Source organism: Kribbella sp. NBC_00889 (assembly GCF_045207705.1).
Lineage (GTDB): Bacteria > Actinomycetota > Actinomycetes > Propionibacteriales > Kribbellaceae > Kribbella.
The window spans coordinates 5,285,924-5,300,067 of record NZ_CP108783.1 but is presented as its reverse complement, the minus strand read 5'-3'; the positions used below and the strand labels follow the sequence as shown (position 1 = coordinate 5,300,067).

At 69.4% G+C, this 14,144-nt stretch carries 13 protein-coding genes; 11 read left to right on the top strand and 2 right to left on the bottom strand.

Translation table 11 applies throughout. The features are described from left to right. Positions 1-2: 2 nt before the first annotated feature. From OG817_RS25785 to OG817_RS25735, 11 genes are all read left to right on the top strand, one after another. A complete protein-coding gene (locus tag OG817_RS25785) occupies positions 3-851 on the top strand; it encodes a universal stress protein (RefSeq protein ID WP_406047199.1) in 849 nt (282 codons plus the stop codon). Next, on the top strand, positions 851-1,516 hold the full coding sequence (locus OG817_RS25780) for a CBS domain-containing protein (RefSeq protein WP_406047198.1): 666 nt from the start codon (positions 851-853) through the stop codon (positions 1,514-1,516). The genes OG817_RS25785 and OG817_RS25780 overlap by 1 nt, the downstream gene beginning before the upstream one ends. Positions 1,517-1,543: 27 nt before the next feature. After that, positions 1,544-4,147 (top strand): cation-translocating P-type ATPase, encoded by a 2,604-nt coding sequence (locus OG817_RS25775; RefSeq protein ID WP_406047197.1) that lies wholly within the window; start codon positions 1,544-1,546, stop codon positions 4,145-4,147. A gap of 46 nt (positions 4,148-4,193) precedes the next feature. Beyond that, a complete protein-coding gene (locus tag OG817_RS25770) occupies positions 4,194-4,964 on the top strand; it encodes an FAD:protein FMN transferase (RefSeq protein ID WP_406047196.1) in 771 nt (256 codons plus the stop codon). Between the two features lie 5 nt (positions 4,965-4,969). Continuing rightward, positions 4,970-5,626, top strand: a complete 657-nt coding sequence (locus tag OG817_RS25765; protein ID WP_406047195.1) for a response regulator transcription factor — start codon at positions 4,970-4,972, stop codon at positions 5,624-5,626. Beyond that, positions 5,623-6,855 (top strand): sensor histidine kinase, encoded by a 1,233-nt coding sequence (locus OG817_RS25760; protein WP_406047194.1) that lies wholly within the window; start codon positions 5,623-5,625, stop codon positions 6,853-6,855. Before OG817_RS25765 ends, OG817_RS25760 begins: the two co-directional genes overlap by 4 nt. A gap of 23 nt (positions 6,856-6,878) precedes the next feature. Then, complete coding sequence (locus OG817_RS25755; RefSeq protein ID WP_406047193.1) at positions 6,879-8,300, top strand: ferric reductase-like transmembrane domain-containing protein; 1,422 nt, start codon at positions 6,879-6,881, stop codon at positions 8,298-8,300. Positions 8,301-8,313: 13 nt separating this feature from the next. Next, positions 8,314-8,850: an FMN-binding protein gene (locus OG817_RS25750; protein ID WP_406047192.1), complete on the top strand. Its 537-nt coding sequence runs from the start codon at positions 8,314-8,316 to the stop codon at positions 8,848-8,850. Further along, positions 8,847-9,293 carry an FMN-binding protein gene (locus OG817_RS25745; protein WP_406047191.1) on the top strand — a complete coding sequence of 149 codons (447 nt, stop codon included), beginning with the start codon at positions 8,847-8,849 and terminating at the stop codon, positions 9,291-9,293. The genes OG817_RS25750 and OG817_RS25745 overlap by 4 nt, the downstream gene beginning before the upstream one ends. Positions 9,294-9,366: 73 nt before the next feature. Beyond that, positions 9,367-9,858, top strand: coding sequence for a DUF2231 domain-containing protein (locus tag OG817_RS25740; protein WP_406047190.1), 492 nt, complete (start codon positions 9,367-9,369; stop codon positions 9,856-9,858). A gap of 262 nt (positions 9,859-10,120) precedes the next feature. Beyond that, positions 10,121-11,173 carry a zinc-dependent alcohol dehydrogenase family protein gene (locus tag OG817_RS25735; protein WP_406047189.1) on the top strand — a complete coding sequence of 351 codons (1,053 nt, stop codon included), beginning with the start codon at positions 10,121-10,123 and terminating at the stop codon, positions 11,171-11,173. A 175-nt stretch (positions 11,174-11,348) separates the two neighbouring features. Here the strand turns inward: OG817_RS25735 and OG817_RS25730 are convergent, their stop codons facing one another. Both OG817_RS25730 and OG817_RS25725 read right to left on the bottom strand, forming a co-directional pair. Then, positions 11,349-12,248 (bottom strand): universal stress protein, encoded by a 900-nt coding sequence (locus tag OG817_RS25730; protein WP_406047188.1) that lies wholly within the window; start codon positions 12,246-12,248, stop codon positions 11,349-11,351. Between the two features lie 524 nt (positions 12,249-12,772). Then, the gene (locus OG817_RS25725) at positions 12,773-14,062 is read right to left on the bottom strand and encodes an IS110 family transposase (RefSeq protein WP_406047187.1); all 1,290 of its coding nucleotides are present in this window, start codon (positions 14,060-14,062) and stop codon (positions 12,773-12,775) included. Between the last annotated feature and the right edge of the window lie 82 nt (positions 14,063-14,144).

The window sequence follows — 14,144 nt, the reverse complement described above, 5'->3', positions numbered from 1 at the left end:
CGATGGGCAAGTACATCCTCGTGGGCATCGACGACACGCCCGAGAGCCAGATCGCCTTGCGATGGGCCGTCGAGGCGGCCAAGGGACGCGGGTCGGCGGTCCGGGTGGTCCGGGCCTATCTGGATGAGCTCAGCAAGTGGCCGGCGGTCGGTGTCGAGGGCTATGTGCCACCGCCGATGCCGCTGGACAAGTACCGGGCCGAGCTCGATGCCGCTGTGCAGTACGCGCGGGACCGGCTCGGGTACGACGGTGGATCCGGGTGGCTGGCGGACTTCGATCCGGCCCACGCGATCCTGGCCGAGGCGGCGCGGGCCGAGATGGTGGTGGTCGGGACCAGGTCGCGGAACAAGATGTCGGCGGCCGTGCTGGGTTCCGTGGCGACGTCGGTCGCGGCGAAAGCACCGTGCCCGGTGGTCGTTGTGCGTGGCGCAGGCCGCGCCGGTCCCGTGGTCGTCGGGACCGATGGCTCGCCGGACTCGGAACAGGCGGCGATCTTCGGGTTCGAGGAGGCGGCCCGCTCCGGCAACGACCTGATCATCGTCCACTGCTGGCAGCCGCAGATTCAGCGCGCCTCTTCGATCGCCGGCACCCGTCGGTTTCTGATCGACTGGCTGGCGGAGAGCCTGGAGCCGTATCGGGACAAGTATCCGAAGGTGCCGGTGAAGATGTCGGTTCTCGAGGGGCGGGCGAGTGCTCAGCTCGTCGGCCTGTCGGCGACCGCGTCCCTGGTGGTCGTCGGTTCCCGCGGCCGTGGCGGTGTCGCCGGCCTGCTGCTGGGATCCGTCAGCCAAAGTCTGTTGCACCATGCGGACTCGCCCGTTGCGATCGTCCGCCGGCACCAGGAGTCATGATGCGCCATCTGTTGACAGTCGCCGACGTGATGACGACCGAGGTCGTCACCGTCGCCGAGGACACACCGTTCAAAGCAGTGACCGCCATCTTGGCGGAGCACCACATCAGCGCGGTCCCGGTGCGTAGCGTGTACGGCGGTGTGGCCGGTGTCGTCTCCGAGACGGATCTGCTGCGCAAGGAAGAGTTCCAGCGGCGGTCCGGTAGGAACTGGTTCCACCGCAAGGCTCGATCGAAGGCGGACGCGTTGACCGCGGGGATGCTGATGACCAGCCCCGCGGTCACCGTGGAAGCCGGATGCACTCTGGACGAGGCTGCGCGGTTGATGGCGGCCCGTGACATCACCCGCTTGGTCGTGATGGACGGTGACGAGCTCACCGGCATCGTGACGCGGTCGGATCTGCTCAGTGCGTTCCTCGCGCCCGACCGGGAGATTCTTGCCCGGGTACGGCGTGATGTCGTCGACCGCGGTCTGTGGGACGACCCGTTCGCCGTCGAGGTCAGCGTCCGCGAAGGCGTGGTCGAGCTTGCCGGTCAGGTCGCGAAGCGCAGCACCGTCGCGTTCGCCGAGCAACTCATCGCCGGCGTCGACGGTGTCGTCGGAGTGCGCAACGAGCTGACCTGGGCGTTCGACGACACGGCACCCGTCGCGGGCCCGTTCTACTAGGAGCCCGAGCCGGTCACCGGAGGCGTCATGCAGAGTTCCCCCCGGACGTCGAGTGCTCGTGGCTTGTCCGCGGCGGATGCGGCCCGCCGGCTGGCCGGGGACGGGCCGAACGAGCTGCCTGTGCCCCGGCCAGCGGCGGCCTGGAAACTGCTTGCAGCGCAATTGACGCATCTGTTCGCGATCATGCTGTGGATCGCGGCCGCCCTCGCGCTGGCCGCGGGCCTGGCGCCGTTGGCGGCTGCGATCGCGGTGATCATCATCTTGAACGGAGTCTTCGCCTTTGCCCAGGAGTACCGCGCCGACCGGGCCGCGGAGCGGTTGCGGGACCTGCTGCCGGCCCGGGTCCAGGTGATTCGCGACGGCCTGGTGACGACTGTCGACGCGACCGGACTGGTTCTGGACGATCTCGTCGTACTGACTGCGGGCGACCGGGTGTCCGCCGATCTGCGGCTCGTCACTGTGCATGCCCTGGCGGTGGACGAGTCGATGCTGACCGGCGAGTCGGTGCCGGTCCACCCGTCGGTCGGGCAGCAGGTGTCCGCGGGCACGTTCGTCGTGCAGGGCGAGGCGGAAGCTGTGGTGACGGCAGTGGCCGGGAACACCCGGCTGGCGGCGATCCAGACGCTGACGGAGAGCGCGGACCGGCCGGACAGCCCGCTGACGACCGAGTTGCACCGACTGGTCCGGGTTGTCGCAGTGATCGCAGTCGCTGTCGGCGTCTCACTCGCTGCGGTGTCGATGATCCTCGGCCTCGGCGTCACGCACGCACTGTTGTTCGGCGTCGGTGTGATGGTCGCGCTCGTCCCGGAGGGCCTGTTGCCGACTGTGACGCTGTCGCTGGCTCGCGCGGCGCAGCGGATGGCCCACGGCAACGCTCTGGTCCGGCGGCTGGACGCGGTCGAAACGCTCGGTGCGACCACGTTCGTGTGCACCGACAAGACCGGCACTCTGACCATGAATCAGATGGAGGTGCAGGAGGTCTGGACGCCGCGTGGCACCGTGGTGATGACCGGCGGCGGCTACGACCCCATGGGGTCGGCGGCCGGTGATCCGCCGGCCCTCGATGCCGCGGTCCGGGCTGCTGCCGCGGCAATCGCCTGTATTCGTGGTCGTGCGGTGTTCGCGAAGGACCGGTGGGTCGCCGAAGGGGATCCGATGGAGGTCGCGCTGGACGTCCTCGCCCGGCGACTCGGTGTACCGGCCGTCGATCGCGCCACCACCTCCCACCGGATCCCCTTCACCAGCGAGACGCGCTACAGCGCAGTAGTTGTCAACGGCAACACGATGGTCATCGGCGCCCCGGACACCTTGATGCCGTACTGCCAGGTCGACGGCGGCCCGGACGCCACGGCGGCGGTCGAGGAACTCGCCGGTCGGGGCCGTCGGGTACTCGCCGTGGCCCAGTCGGCCGGGGTCCGGGTTCACGACGGCCGCGTGGAGCTCGGACCGGACGCACTCGAGCTGCTGGCCGTCGTGGGGATCGAGGATCCGCCCAGGACCGATGTGCACGAGGCACTGGCGACATGCCGGAAGGCGGACGTCCGGATCGCGATGGTCACCGGCGACCACGCGGCGACGGCTGCGGTCATCGCGCGGGAGGTGGGTCTGCTCGAGCCCGGCGGACTGGTCATCACCGGCGCGGAGTTGCCTGCCGACGACGAGAGCCTCGGCGAGTTACTCGACCGGGCGGACGGCGTCGTGGTCGCGCGGGTCACCCCGACGGACAAGCTGCGGATCGCTCGTGCGCTGCGTGCGCGCGGTCATGTCGTCGCGATGACGGGCGACGGCGTCAACGACGCTCCCGCACTGCGCGAAGCCGATGTCGGCATCGCGATGGGAGCCTCGGGCAGCGACGTGGCTCGGGCGGCGGCCGACCTGGTACTGCTGGACGACCACTTCGCGAGCATCGTGACCGCGATCCGGCTAGGGCGCGCCACGTTCTCGAACGTGCGGCGGTTCCTCACCTATCACCTCACCGACAACGTGGCCGAGCTGGCGCCGTTCGCGGTCTGGGCGTTGTCCGGTGGATCGATCCCGCTCGCGATCGGGGTTCTGCAGGTACTGGCGCTCGACATCGGGACCGACATGCTCCCCGCGCTGGCGCTCGGAGTCGAACCACCAGGTGAGCACACACTGGAAGGTGCGGCCAGACGACACCGGATCGTCGACCGTGGGCTCCTGATCCGGGCGTTCGGCGTGCTCGGACCGACGGAGGCCGTGTTGTCCATGAGCGCCTTCCTGCTCGTACTGATCTCTCACGGTTGGCACCTCGGGTCCACGCCGCCTGCCGGAGTCCTGGCGGCTGCCTCCGGTACGGCGTTCGCGGTGATCGGTGTGACCCAGTTGGCCAACGCCTTCGCCTGTCGCAGCGAGCGCCGGACGGTCTTCGAGACCCGGTTCATGTCGAACCGCGGCCTTCTGCTGGCGGTTCTCGCCGAGTTGGTGTTGCTGATCGCCTTCCTCGGCGTACCCCAGGTGGCTGATCTGCTCGGTGGCGGCTGGCCGTCGTACCAGGGCTGGCTCTTCGCGGGCGCGGCCGGTGTCGTCCTGCTCGGCGCCGACACCGCCGCCAAGCTGCTCCGTCGCGGAGTAGGCCGCGGGAAGCTTCCAGGCTCGACGAGGCGGTCGTGATCCACCGCCGGCGTACTCGGTGAGATCCGCGTCGTACCGTTGCCGCATGGCGTCGAGGCGAAGCTGGGTCGAGCAGATCATGGGTCTGCCGGTCAGCGTGCTGGCCCGCGGGGAGCAGGCGGACTCCCCGCGGGCGGACTCGGCGGTGCGGGAGGTGTTCGCCGAGCTGGTCGAGGCCGATCGGGTGTTCTCGCCGTACCGGAGCGACAGCGCGGTCAGTCTGCTGGCGCGCGGAGAGCTGGGTTGGGACGACGTGAATCCGGTCGTCCGCGAGGTGGCGGAGCGGTGCCGCCGGGCGCGTGACCTGACGGGCGGTCTGTTCGACGCCCAGTTGCCGGACGGCGGGTGGGATCCCTCGGGGCTGGTGAAAGGCTGGGCGGTGGAGCGTGCCGGAGAGCGACTGCGAGACGTCCCCGACCTTGACTGGTGCCTGAACGCCGGGGGAGACGTCCTCGTACTGTGCTCGAGCGACCGTCCGTTTACCGTCGGAATCCAGGATCCGCGCGATCCCCGGCGGGTGGTCACCACCGTGGCCCGAAGCGATGGAGCCGTCGCGACGAGCGGTACGGCGGCCAGGGGCGCACACCTGTACGACCCACGGACCGGCGGACCGGTGCAGTCGCGATGGTTGTCGGTGTCCGTGAGCGGTCCGTCACTGGAGCACGCCGACGTGCTCGCGACCGCGGCGTTCGTGGCGGGCGAGGAGTGGCCGGCGATGCTCGAGGCGCTGCCCGGTTACGAAGGCCTGGGAGTCCTTGCTGACGGCAACCTGCATGCGACCCCCGGGTGGCCCGCGGTTGGATCGGCGGCAGGATGACCGCGATGAAACGGATCCTGCTGATCGAGGACGACGCCGACCTGGCTGGACTGCTGGATCGGGTGCTCGCCGACGAGGGGTACGCCGTGACCCTGGCGGGCGACGGTCATACCGGGCTGCACCTTGCGCTGACCCGGCCGTTCGAGGCGATGATCGTTGACCGTGGCCTGCCCGCTGTCGAGGGCCTGGACCTGATCGCGCGGTTGCGCAGCCGGGGTGTGAGTACACCGATCCTGGTGCTGTCCGCGCGCAGCAGCACCGAAGACCGGGTCGATGGACTGGACGCAGGTGCCGAGGACTACCTGGCGAAGCCGTTCGAGCTCACGGAGTTGCTGGCGCGCCTGAGAGCCCTGCTACGCCGGCACCTGGACCACGCCGGTCAGTTGGCCGTCCTGGGTGGTTCCCTCGACACCGCGACGCGCACAGTACGACGTACTGACGGCACGACCGTGGAGCTGTCCGAGCGTGAGGCGGCGTTGCTCGGTCTGCTGGCGGCGCGCCCCGGCGTCGTCTTCAGTCGTGGCGAACTGCTGGACCTGGTCTTCGACGACGCGGAGTCGGAGACCGTGGTGGACACGTACGTCCACTACTGCCGGCGCAAGCTCGGGCGCGGAGTGATCAGTACCGTGCGTGGCCTCGGTTACCGGTTGGGCAGTCCGTGAGCGGGCGGCCGATCGGTGACGAGGTCCTCGTCCGCAGAGCCGCTCGTGACGTTGCCGTACAGATCGCGGTCCTGGTCGCGGTGGCGATGCTGGTGCTGGTCGCTCTGGTCACGGTGGTCGTGGTCCGCGGCCAAGCGGGTGCGGCCGACGATCTGCTCCGGTCCGCCGTCGCGACGGCCGACGACGTCGGCGATCCGCCGGCCGGCACGTGGCTGGCGATGACCGGTCCGGCCGGTACGACGGTCACGCCGGGCCTGCCGGACGAGCTCCTGCCCGCGCTGGCTGCGATGCGTACCAGTGCCACCGAACAGGTCCGGCTGACCACGGTGGAGAACGACGACGGTGAGTACCGCATCGCCACCGGCATCACCAAGGGCAAGCCTGTGCAGGCTGTGCTCGATCTGGCGACGGCCCACCAGGAGCGCACTCGCCTGCTCCAGGCGATGGGGTTCGCGTCCGCGCTCGGTCTGCTGTTCGCCGGATTGCTGGGCGTCCTGATCGGCCGTCGCGCGGTCCGGCCGTTGGCCCAGGCACTCACCCTGCAACGGACGTTCGTAGCCGATGCGGGCCACGAGCTGCGCACGCCCCTGACGCTGCTGAGCACCCGGGCGCAGGTCCTCGACCGCGCCTTGCGCCGCAGCAGCTCGAGCGACGCGATCCTGCGCGACGCCGAGGGTGTCGTGCAGGACACGAAGCGGCTCGGCGAGGTCGTCGACGACCTGCTCGCCGCCGCCGACCCGCGCGGAGCCGAGGGCCACGGACCAGTCGATCTCGCCCGGGTTGCCGAGGCCGTTGCGGACAGCGCGAAGGCCCATGCCGAGCAGACCGGCGTGCGACTCCGGTGGCATGCAGACGGCGGCAGCCTGCTGGTGCTCGGATCGGCGAGCGCGATCCGGCGGGCGACGATCGCGCTGGTCGACAACGCCATCGACCACACACCGGACGACGGTGAGGTCCGCATCGCCGTACGGAGGCATCGGCGGGACGTGATCCTGGCAGTCAGCGACACGGGTCCGGGGCTCGGACCGGAGGAGGCACAGCGGGTTCTGCGCCGCTTCGACACGGGCGGTCATCGCGCGGGCCGGGCGCACTACGGCCTGGGTCTCGCGCTCACCCACGATGTCGCGAACCGTCATGGCGGTCAGCTCCGACTGGCTCCGAGTGAGGTCGGCGCGACGTTCGAGCTGGTCCTGCCGGCGATTCAGGAGCCCGCTCCAAGGAAGAGCTAAGAATCCGCGGGCATCGTCGTAGCATGACGGACCGGGATGTGGCCCAGGCGATCGGCCGGCATCGCATCACACACGTCCGGCGGCGGTCGCGTCGTACGCCGGTCTGGTGGCGCGACGCCATCGGTGTCCTGTGCTGGGGCAGCGTCCTGGTGGTGGTCGCCCTGTGGTTGTCCGGACGCGGTCTCCAGTTGCTCGCGGCCGGGCCGGCCGACCTGCTGACATCGCTCGGTCGGTTGTCCGGTCTGGTGGCGGCGGACCTGTTGCTGGTTCAGGTGTTCCTGATGGCGCGGGTGCCGATGATCGAGCGCAGCTACGGTCAGGACGAGCTGGCCCGCAGGCACCGGCTGGTCGGCTTCTGGTCCTTCAACCTGCTGATGGTCCATGTCGCCTTGATCCTTGGCGGATACACGTTGCGGGATCACAACGATGTCCTGCACGAGACGTGGAGCGTCGTCACGACGTACGGGGGAATGCTGCTGGCCGTCGCGGGAAGCATCGCGCTGACGGTCGTCGTCCTTACCTCGGTCCGGGTCGCTCGCCGGGCCTTGCGTTACGAGTCGTGGCACCTGCTGCACCTGTACGCGTATGTCGGGGTGGGGCTGTCCGTGCCGCACGAGATCTGGACCGGCGCAGACTTCACGACCTCGGCGGTGGCACGGGCGTATTGGTGGTCGGCGTACGCTGTCGCACTGATCGCGATCCTCGTCTACCGCGTGGCGTTGCCGGTCTGGCGCACACTTCGGCACGGACTGACCGTGCGAGAGGTCGTGCGAGAGGGTCCCGGCGTGGTGACGGTCCTGCTCGCCGGCCGTGGTCTGCAGCGGATGCCGGTCCAGGCAGGTCAGTACTTCGTCTTCCGGTTCCTCGACGGCCCGGGATGGTCGCGCGGCAATCCGTACTCGCTGTCGGCCTCACCCGCGCCCGACCGGCTACGGGTGACCGCCAAGGCGGCCGGTGACGGCAGCAGCCGGCTGGCCGGGTTGCGGCCGGGCACCAAGGTCGCGATCGAAGGACCGTACGGTCGGCTGACCGGCGAGCGACGCGTCACCGACAAGGTAGCGATGTTTGCCTGCGGCATCGGCATCACACCGCTGCGGGCCCTGCTGGAAGAACTTGCCTATGAACCGGGCGACGCGATCCTCGTCTATCGGGCTCACGATGCCGACGACGTGGTCTTCCACGGCGAACTCGAGCAACTGGCTCGCCGTCGTGGAGTCACCGTGCACTACCTCCTCGGCCGGCGGACCCGAGGGCGTCGCTCGTGGTTGCCGCAGAGCGCCGCTGCATGGACCGACGAGGACGCGATGCGGCAACTCGTGCCTGGCATCAGCGGGTACGACGTTTACGTCTGCGGACCCGATCCGTGGATGGACGCGGTGTGCGCCACGGCTGCCCGAATCGGTCTTCCGCCGAACCAGCTTCATCAGGAGCGGTTCTCGTGGTGAGAGGAGCACGTGCGTGAGGCGCGGGATCAAGCTGGTCATGTCGGCCGCGACCCTGGTAGTGGCCGGTGTGGCCGTGCGGACCGGCGTACAGCCGCATCCCGCAGCCGGGGTCGTGTCATCGGTACAGGCCGGGCAACCCACGCAGGTGCCCACTCGCCCGACGCCACCACCTGCCGATCCGTCCGGCTCCCGGACGGCACCGACGAGCCGGCCGAGTCCCATTCCGCCTGCATCGACACGCCTCAGCCCACCGAAGTCCGTCCCGGTGACCGTCGCCGGTGAGGTGGTCCAGACGGAGTACGGTCCGGTGCAGGTCGAGATCATCCTGCAGAATGGGCGGATCACTCGAGCGCGTGCGCTGGCTCGGCCGAGTGGGGACGGGCAGACCGACGCGATCAACAGCTATGCGATCCCCCAACTGGACCAGGAGACTCTTGCTGAGCAAGGCGCGCGGGTAGACACCGTGTCCGGAGCCACCTTCACATCTGAGGGCTACCGCCGGTCGCTGCAGGCGGCGCTCGACGCGGCTCATCGGGCCGGCGCGCGATGACGAGCCACGCGAAACGGCTACGGCGCAATGCAGCCGTCGTCGGCGCCACCGCGGTGCTGCTCGGCCTGCTCTTCCTGTACCCGACGAGCACGAACCAGACCGGCAGTCCAACCGCCACCGCGGCCAAGCCCGGGGTCGTCAGCACCGGGCCGGCGAACGGCGTCCTGACGGTGAACGGCACCTCGGCAGGTACTCGCTACGGCCCCGTGCAGGTGCGCGTCTTGGTCCGTTCGCGCCGCCTGGTCGCCGTGACCGCGCTCGTCTATCCGTCCTCGGGGCAACGAGACCAGGAGATCAGTTCCTTCGCGCTCCCGCAGTTGGAGCGGGAAGCGATCGCGGCGCAGAGCGCGCAGATCGACACCGTCTCAGGCGCGACCTTCACCTCGGACGGCTACCGGCGCTCACTGCAGTCCGCCCTGGACGCAGCCCACCTGCAGGGCTGAAGCACTCCAAGAAAAGACCAAGAACCATCTGCCAGCGTGGCGACTCCAGATCAGCGCGACTCGAAGGAACCTGATGCAGACAGTCAACGGCCTCCCTGCCCATGTGCTCCTGGTCCATGCCATCGTCGTGCTCATGCCGTTGTCAGCAGTGCTGCTCGCGCTGACCGCGATCTGGCCCGTGGCCAGACACCGGCTGGCCGGCCCGAACGCGATCCTGGCGCTGCTGGTCGTCATACTGGTACCGATCACCACCAGCGCGGGGGAGTGGCTCGAACACCGCCTGGCTCCCAACTCGCTGATCCACCGTCACGCCGAACTCGGCGACACCGCCATCTACGCCGCGGTCGCTGTCGCCGTACTGGCACTGATCGTCTGGTGGCGGCAACGGGAAGGCAGCGCGACAGCGTCGGCGAAACGGGCCTATCTCGCACCGGCCTCGAGCACTGTGACCGCTCTCGTGACCGTGGTCGCCGTCATTGTCTCGGGCGCGACGATCTACGACGTGGTCAGAATCGGCGACTCCGGTGCCAAGGCAAGCTGGAGCGGCTGGGCGCAGGGTTCCTGAGGTCGTCGCTTCACTCGACGGTGGTGCCGACGTACCGTTCGACCAGCGTGAAGCGACCGCCCTGTACGGAGATCTCGTTGCGCCAGAGCCGCGAGACAACATCCCGGTCCTGCATTTCCACTCAAGGCGTGCGCGGGCAGGGCGTAAGGTCCCGAACGGCGGGCCCCGAAGGTCCTGCCTGGAGGTGTAGTTCGGCTGCTGTCAGGACCGGTGTGGTGGGCCATTGTCGAAGGTGGGAAGTTTCGCCTAGGGGAGGTTCGTGATGAAGGCATTGGTCTACAACGGTCCGGGGCAGCGGAGTTGGCGCGAGGTGCCGGATCCGGTGATTCAGGATCCTGAGGATGCGATCGTGCGCGTCGACGCGGTCACCATTTGCGGTACGGATCTGCACATCCTGAAGGGCGATGTGCCGACGGTCGAGTCGGGCCGGATCCTTGGTCACGAGGCGGTCGGGACGATCTTGTCGGTCGGCGACGGTGTTCGTGGTGTGGCGGTTGGCGATCGGGTGCTGATTTCCTGCATCACGTCGTGCGGCCGGTGTGAGTACTGCCGGCAGGGGCACTACGGCCAGTGCCTGGGAGGTGGCGGATGGATCCTCGGGCATCTGATCGACGGCACTCAGGCCGAGCAGGTCCGGGTTCCGTTCGCCGATCGGTCGGTGTACAAGCTGCCGGACAACGTCAGTGACGAGGCGGCGGTGCTGCTGGCCGACATCCTGCCGACGTCGTACGAGGTCGGCGTACTCAACGGCAAGGTCTCGCCGGGCGACACGGTCGTGATCGTGGGGGCGGGTCCGATCGGTCTCGCGGCGATCGCCACCAGCAAGCTGTTCAGTCCGTCGCGGATCGTCGTGGTCGATGCGGCGGACTCGCGGCGTAAGGCGGCGCTGGAGCGGGGCGCGGATGTCGCGCTCGGTCCGGATGAGGACGTGGAGAAGACGGTTCGCGAGCTCACTGGTGGACTGGGTGCCGACGTTGCGATCGAGGCGGTCGGAATCCCGGACACCTTCGAGCTGTGCACCCGTGTCGTCCGGCCCGGCGGGACGGTCGCGAACATCGGTGTGCACGGTGCGCCGGCGACCCTTCACCTGGAGGATCTCTGGATCAAGAACGTCACCATCACCACCGGCCTGGTGGACACGTCGTCGACGCCGCGGTTGCTGTCGATGCTCGCGGCGGGCCGGCTGGAGGTGCCCGAGCTGATCACGCACCGGTTCGGCCTCGGCGAGATGCAGGACGCGTACGACGTCTTCTCGCGTCCGGCGGTGACCGGTGCCCTGAAGGTCGCGCTGTTCAGCGAAGCCGGAGTCGCCTAGCGGCACAACAGCCGCGCAAATCGGCGGATTCCGAACGGCGGAGGAAGGCCTGGGCAGCGGATCCGCCGGCCAGTTCGGTCGTCCACTCGACGTCCGGGTGGTCCGCGGCCGCGCCGGAGACGGACTCGGCGACGAGCAGGCGCGACTACGCCGAGAACCCGCAGCCGCACAGTATTCAAGGCATTGGCCGAAACGTCCTCCTGAGTCCGCGCACAACCGCGACCGGGCAGGGCGGGTGGTGCACGAGGGCCCGGCTGGTCGAGCCGAGCAGCAGGCCGCGGAACGTGCCGCGGCCCCTGGACCCGACCACGAGCAGTTCGGCGGAGCGGCCCGCGGCGAGCAGGACGTCGTGGGCGGTTCCGCGGAGGAGTCTCTTGTGAACGGGCACCTCCGGGTACCTGTCCCGGTGGCCGGCCATCGACTCGGCCAGCAGCGCGGAACTCTCCTCTTCGAGCACCTCAAGGTCGTAGACGGCGGGCAACGGATCGTTCGGGCCGGTACTCACCGGGTCGTGCCAGGCCATCACCGCGGTCAGTGTCGCCTGACTCGCCTCGGCTTGCTCGAAGGCGAACCCGATCGCTTCGACTGAGCACGTGGAGCCGTCGACCCCGACCACGACTCCACCGGTCGCTCGACTGGGCTCCCAGCGCGGCGGGACGACGACGACCGGACAGGTCGCGTGCGTCGCGACATGGGCCGACACCGATCCCATGGCCAGGTCCCGGAATTCGCCCAGACCGCGGGAGCCGAGCACGACCAGAACGGCATTGTTTGCCTCCTGCAACAAAGCTGGTGCGGCGCCGCCGAAGTTGACGACCGCGTCGATCGACAGCCGGGGAAAGGACTGGCGGATTCGCTGGGCGAATTCGGCCAGCAGGTGTTCGGTTGTCTCGCGCAGCATGTCAGTCGGCGACGATACCGATGGGATCCCCAACGGGGTGCTCATGAGCGACAACGGGAGGGCGTAGGTCAGCCGCAGCCTGGCCGACCTACGGACGGCCTCGGCAGCGGCCCACCAGACCGCGGTTTCGCTGGCGGGCGACCCGTCGTACCCGGTGACGATCGTGGTGATCATGAGCGGCTACCTCTCCTCGTCATCGCGTCGGGTCGGGCCCAGGCACGGAACCGGCGACCGGTGACCCACGTCGGTGTGTCAAGACGTACACCGCGCGGTCTCCACCGGCCCAGGGGACGACGTCGATCGCGAGGGCGCCGGTCTGCTCGGAGTCGAGATGCCCGCTGCGCCGAAGATCAGAACGCTCCACCCATCGTGCATGCCCTCGCCGATGCCATTCGGCTCGATCAGCCGGACAGGGCGGGGTGCAGGGCTGCACCACCATGGTCAGCCCCAGTGCGCTCGGACGCGACGGGAAGATCTCCGCCGGCGCTCCCACTCAGCTGACACCTCCCCCGCCGCCGCGGCAGGGGCCAAGTTCCCGCCGCGAGGGACCGAAAGGCCGGGAGGCCCTTGCCCAGGGTGGACGGGACCTTGGGCCCTGGGGAGCCAGGCCCCGAGCGCTCACGATGGTGATAGCCCCGGCGTCAGGGGCCCTGGGACCCGTGACAACAGGACGGGGAAGTGCGATGAGAAGCCCTATGTCAAGCCGCCTCGTTCTGGGGGGCGAGGAGGCGTTGGAGTGCGCGGTGGTTGGCGGGGTTGTAGGGGACTTGGTCTTGCCAGCAGTGCCAGATGATGTGGAGCCAGGCGCGGGCGAGGATGCGGACGGCGTGGGCGTGGTCGTGGCCGCGGGCTCGGGCGCGGTTGTAGAGGTCGGCGGCCCAGGGGTTGGCGTGGCGGGAGTCGGCGGCGAAGTCGACGACGGCGTCGCGGAGTTGTTTGTCGCAGGACCAGCGGAATCCGACCGCGCGGAGTTTCCCGGATTGGCGGGTGGAGGGGGCGGCGCCGGCCAGGCAGGTCAGGGTCTCGGGGGTGGGGAACCTGGCGCGGCAGTCGCCGATCTCGGCGAGCAGCCGGGCGGCGCGGACTCGTCCGGAGCGGGGCAGGCTGGTGAAGATGTGGGCGTCGGCGTGCGTGTCGAGCTGGTGGTCGATCTGGGTCGAGAGTGCCTTGATCTGGGCGTGCAGGGTCTGCAGCAGCGTGACGTAGGCGGCGGTGATCGGGGCCTGGCTGGTGGCGTGTTCGCCGGTGGCTCCGCGGGGTGCGTCGGTGAGACGCTGGTGCAAGACGGCGGGGTCGACCTTGCCGGAGTAGCCCTGCTTGCCCAGCCACTCGCCCAGCCGCTTGGGTGTGAGCCAGTCGGCGCGGTCTTGGGTGTCGAACCGGGCCAGGAAGGCCAGGGAGATCTCGGAGTCGATCGCGGCGAACAGGCCGACGGCGCCGGGGAAGACGTTGCGCAGGTGTGCGCGGAGCTGGTTCGCGGCCGCGACACGGTGTTTGACCAGGTCTTTTCGGGCACGGCAGGTGCGACGCAGCGCGATCGTGGGCTCGGTGTCGGGGACCAGGGGCCGCAGCCGGGCCCGGTCGGTGCGCAGGGTGTCGGCCAGGACGTAGGCGTCGAAGCGGTCGTCCTTGTTGCCGGCCGAGCCGTAGCGGCCGCGCAGGTTCTTGACCTGGTTCGGGGAGATCACCACCACGGTCAGCCCGGCCGCGAGCAGGGCGTCGACGACGGGCCCGTCGGGGCGTTCGATCGCGACTTCGCTGGCGCCGTGGCGGCCCAGGAAGTTGGTCAGGTCCCGCAGACCGGCGGTGGTGTGCTCGACCGTGGTCGTGGCGATCTTGCGGCCACGGCCGTCAACGATGCAGAGCGCATGGTCGTCGCGTGCCCAGTCCACTCCCGCGGTCAGATCGTTGGGCGGGAACTCGGGCAGGCCGGTGGTGCTGGTGCTGGTGGCCGGTTCACTATTTCGGGTGTTGGTGGCAGACTTCACGTCAGCCTCCTCGCTGCTAGACCCAGTGGGGAGGCACCCTCTTTTTCGGGTGTCGTTGGTGCCGGGACGTGTCTGCCGGTTC

Excerpts from the sequence above, each read along its gene's own strand:
- OG817_RS25785 (WP_406047199.1), top strand. The coding sequence starts at position 3 with ATGGGCAAGTACATCCTCGTGGGCATCGACGACACGCCCGAGAGCCAG.
- OG817_RS25780 (WP_406047198.1), top strand. The coding sequence starts at position 851 with ATGCGCCATCTGTTGACAGTCGCCGACGTGATGACGACCGAGGTCGTC.
- OG817_RS25775 (WP_406047197.1), top strand. The coding sequence starts at position 1,544 with ATGCAGAGTTCCCCCCGGACGTCGAGTGCTCGTGGCTTGTCCGCGGCG.
- OG817_RS25770 (WP_406047196.1), top strand. The coding sequence starts at position 4,194 with ATGGCGTCGAGGCGAAGCTGGGTCGAGCAGATCATGGGTCTGCCGGTC.
- OG817_RS25765 (WP_406047195.1), top strand. The coding sequence starts at position 4,970 with ATGAAACGGATCCTGCTGATCGAGGACGACGCCGACCTGGCTGGACTG.
- OG817_RS25755 (WP_406047193.1), top strand. The coding sequence starts at position 6,879 with ATGACGGACCGGGATGTGGCCCAGGCGATCGGCCGGCATCGCATCACA.
- OG817_RS25745 (WP_406047191.1), top strand. The coding sequence starts at position 8,847 with ATGACGAGCCACGCGAAACGGCTACGGCGCAATGCAGCCGTCGTCGGC.
- OG817_RS25740 (WP_406047190.1), top strand. The coding sequence starts at position 9,367 with ATGCAGACAGTCAACGGCCTCCCTGCCCATGTGCTCCTGGTCCATGCC.
- OG817_RS25735 (WP_406047189.1), top strand. The coding sequence starts at position 10,121 with ATGAAGGCATTGGTCTACAACGGTCCGGGGCAGCGGAGTTGGCGCGAG.
- OG817_RS25730 (WP_406047188.1), bottom strand. The coding sequence starts at position 12,248 with ATGATCACCACGATCGTCACCGGGTACGACGGGTCGCCCGCCAGCGAA.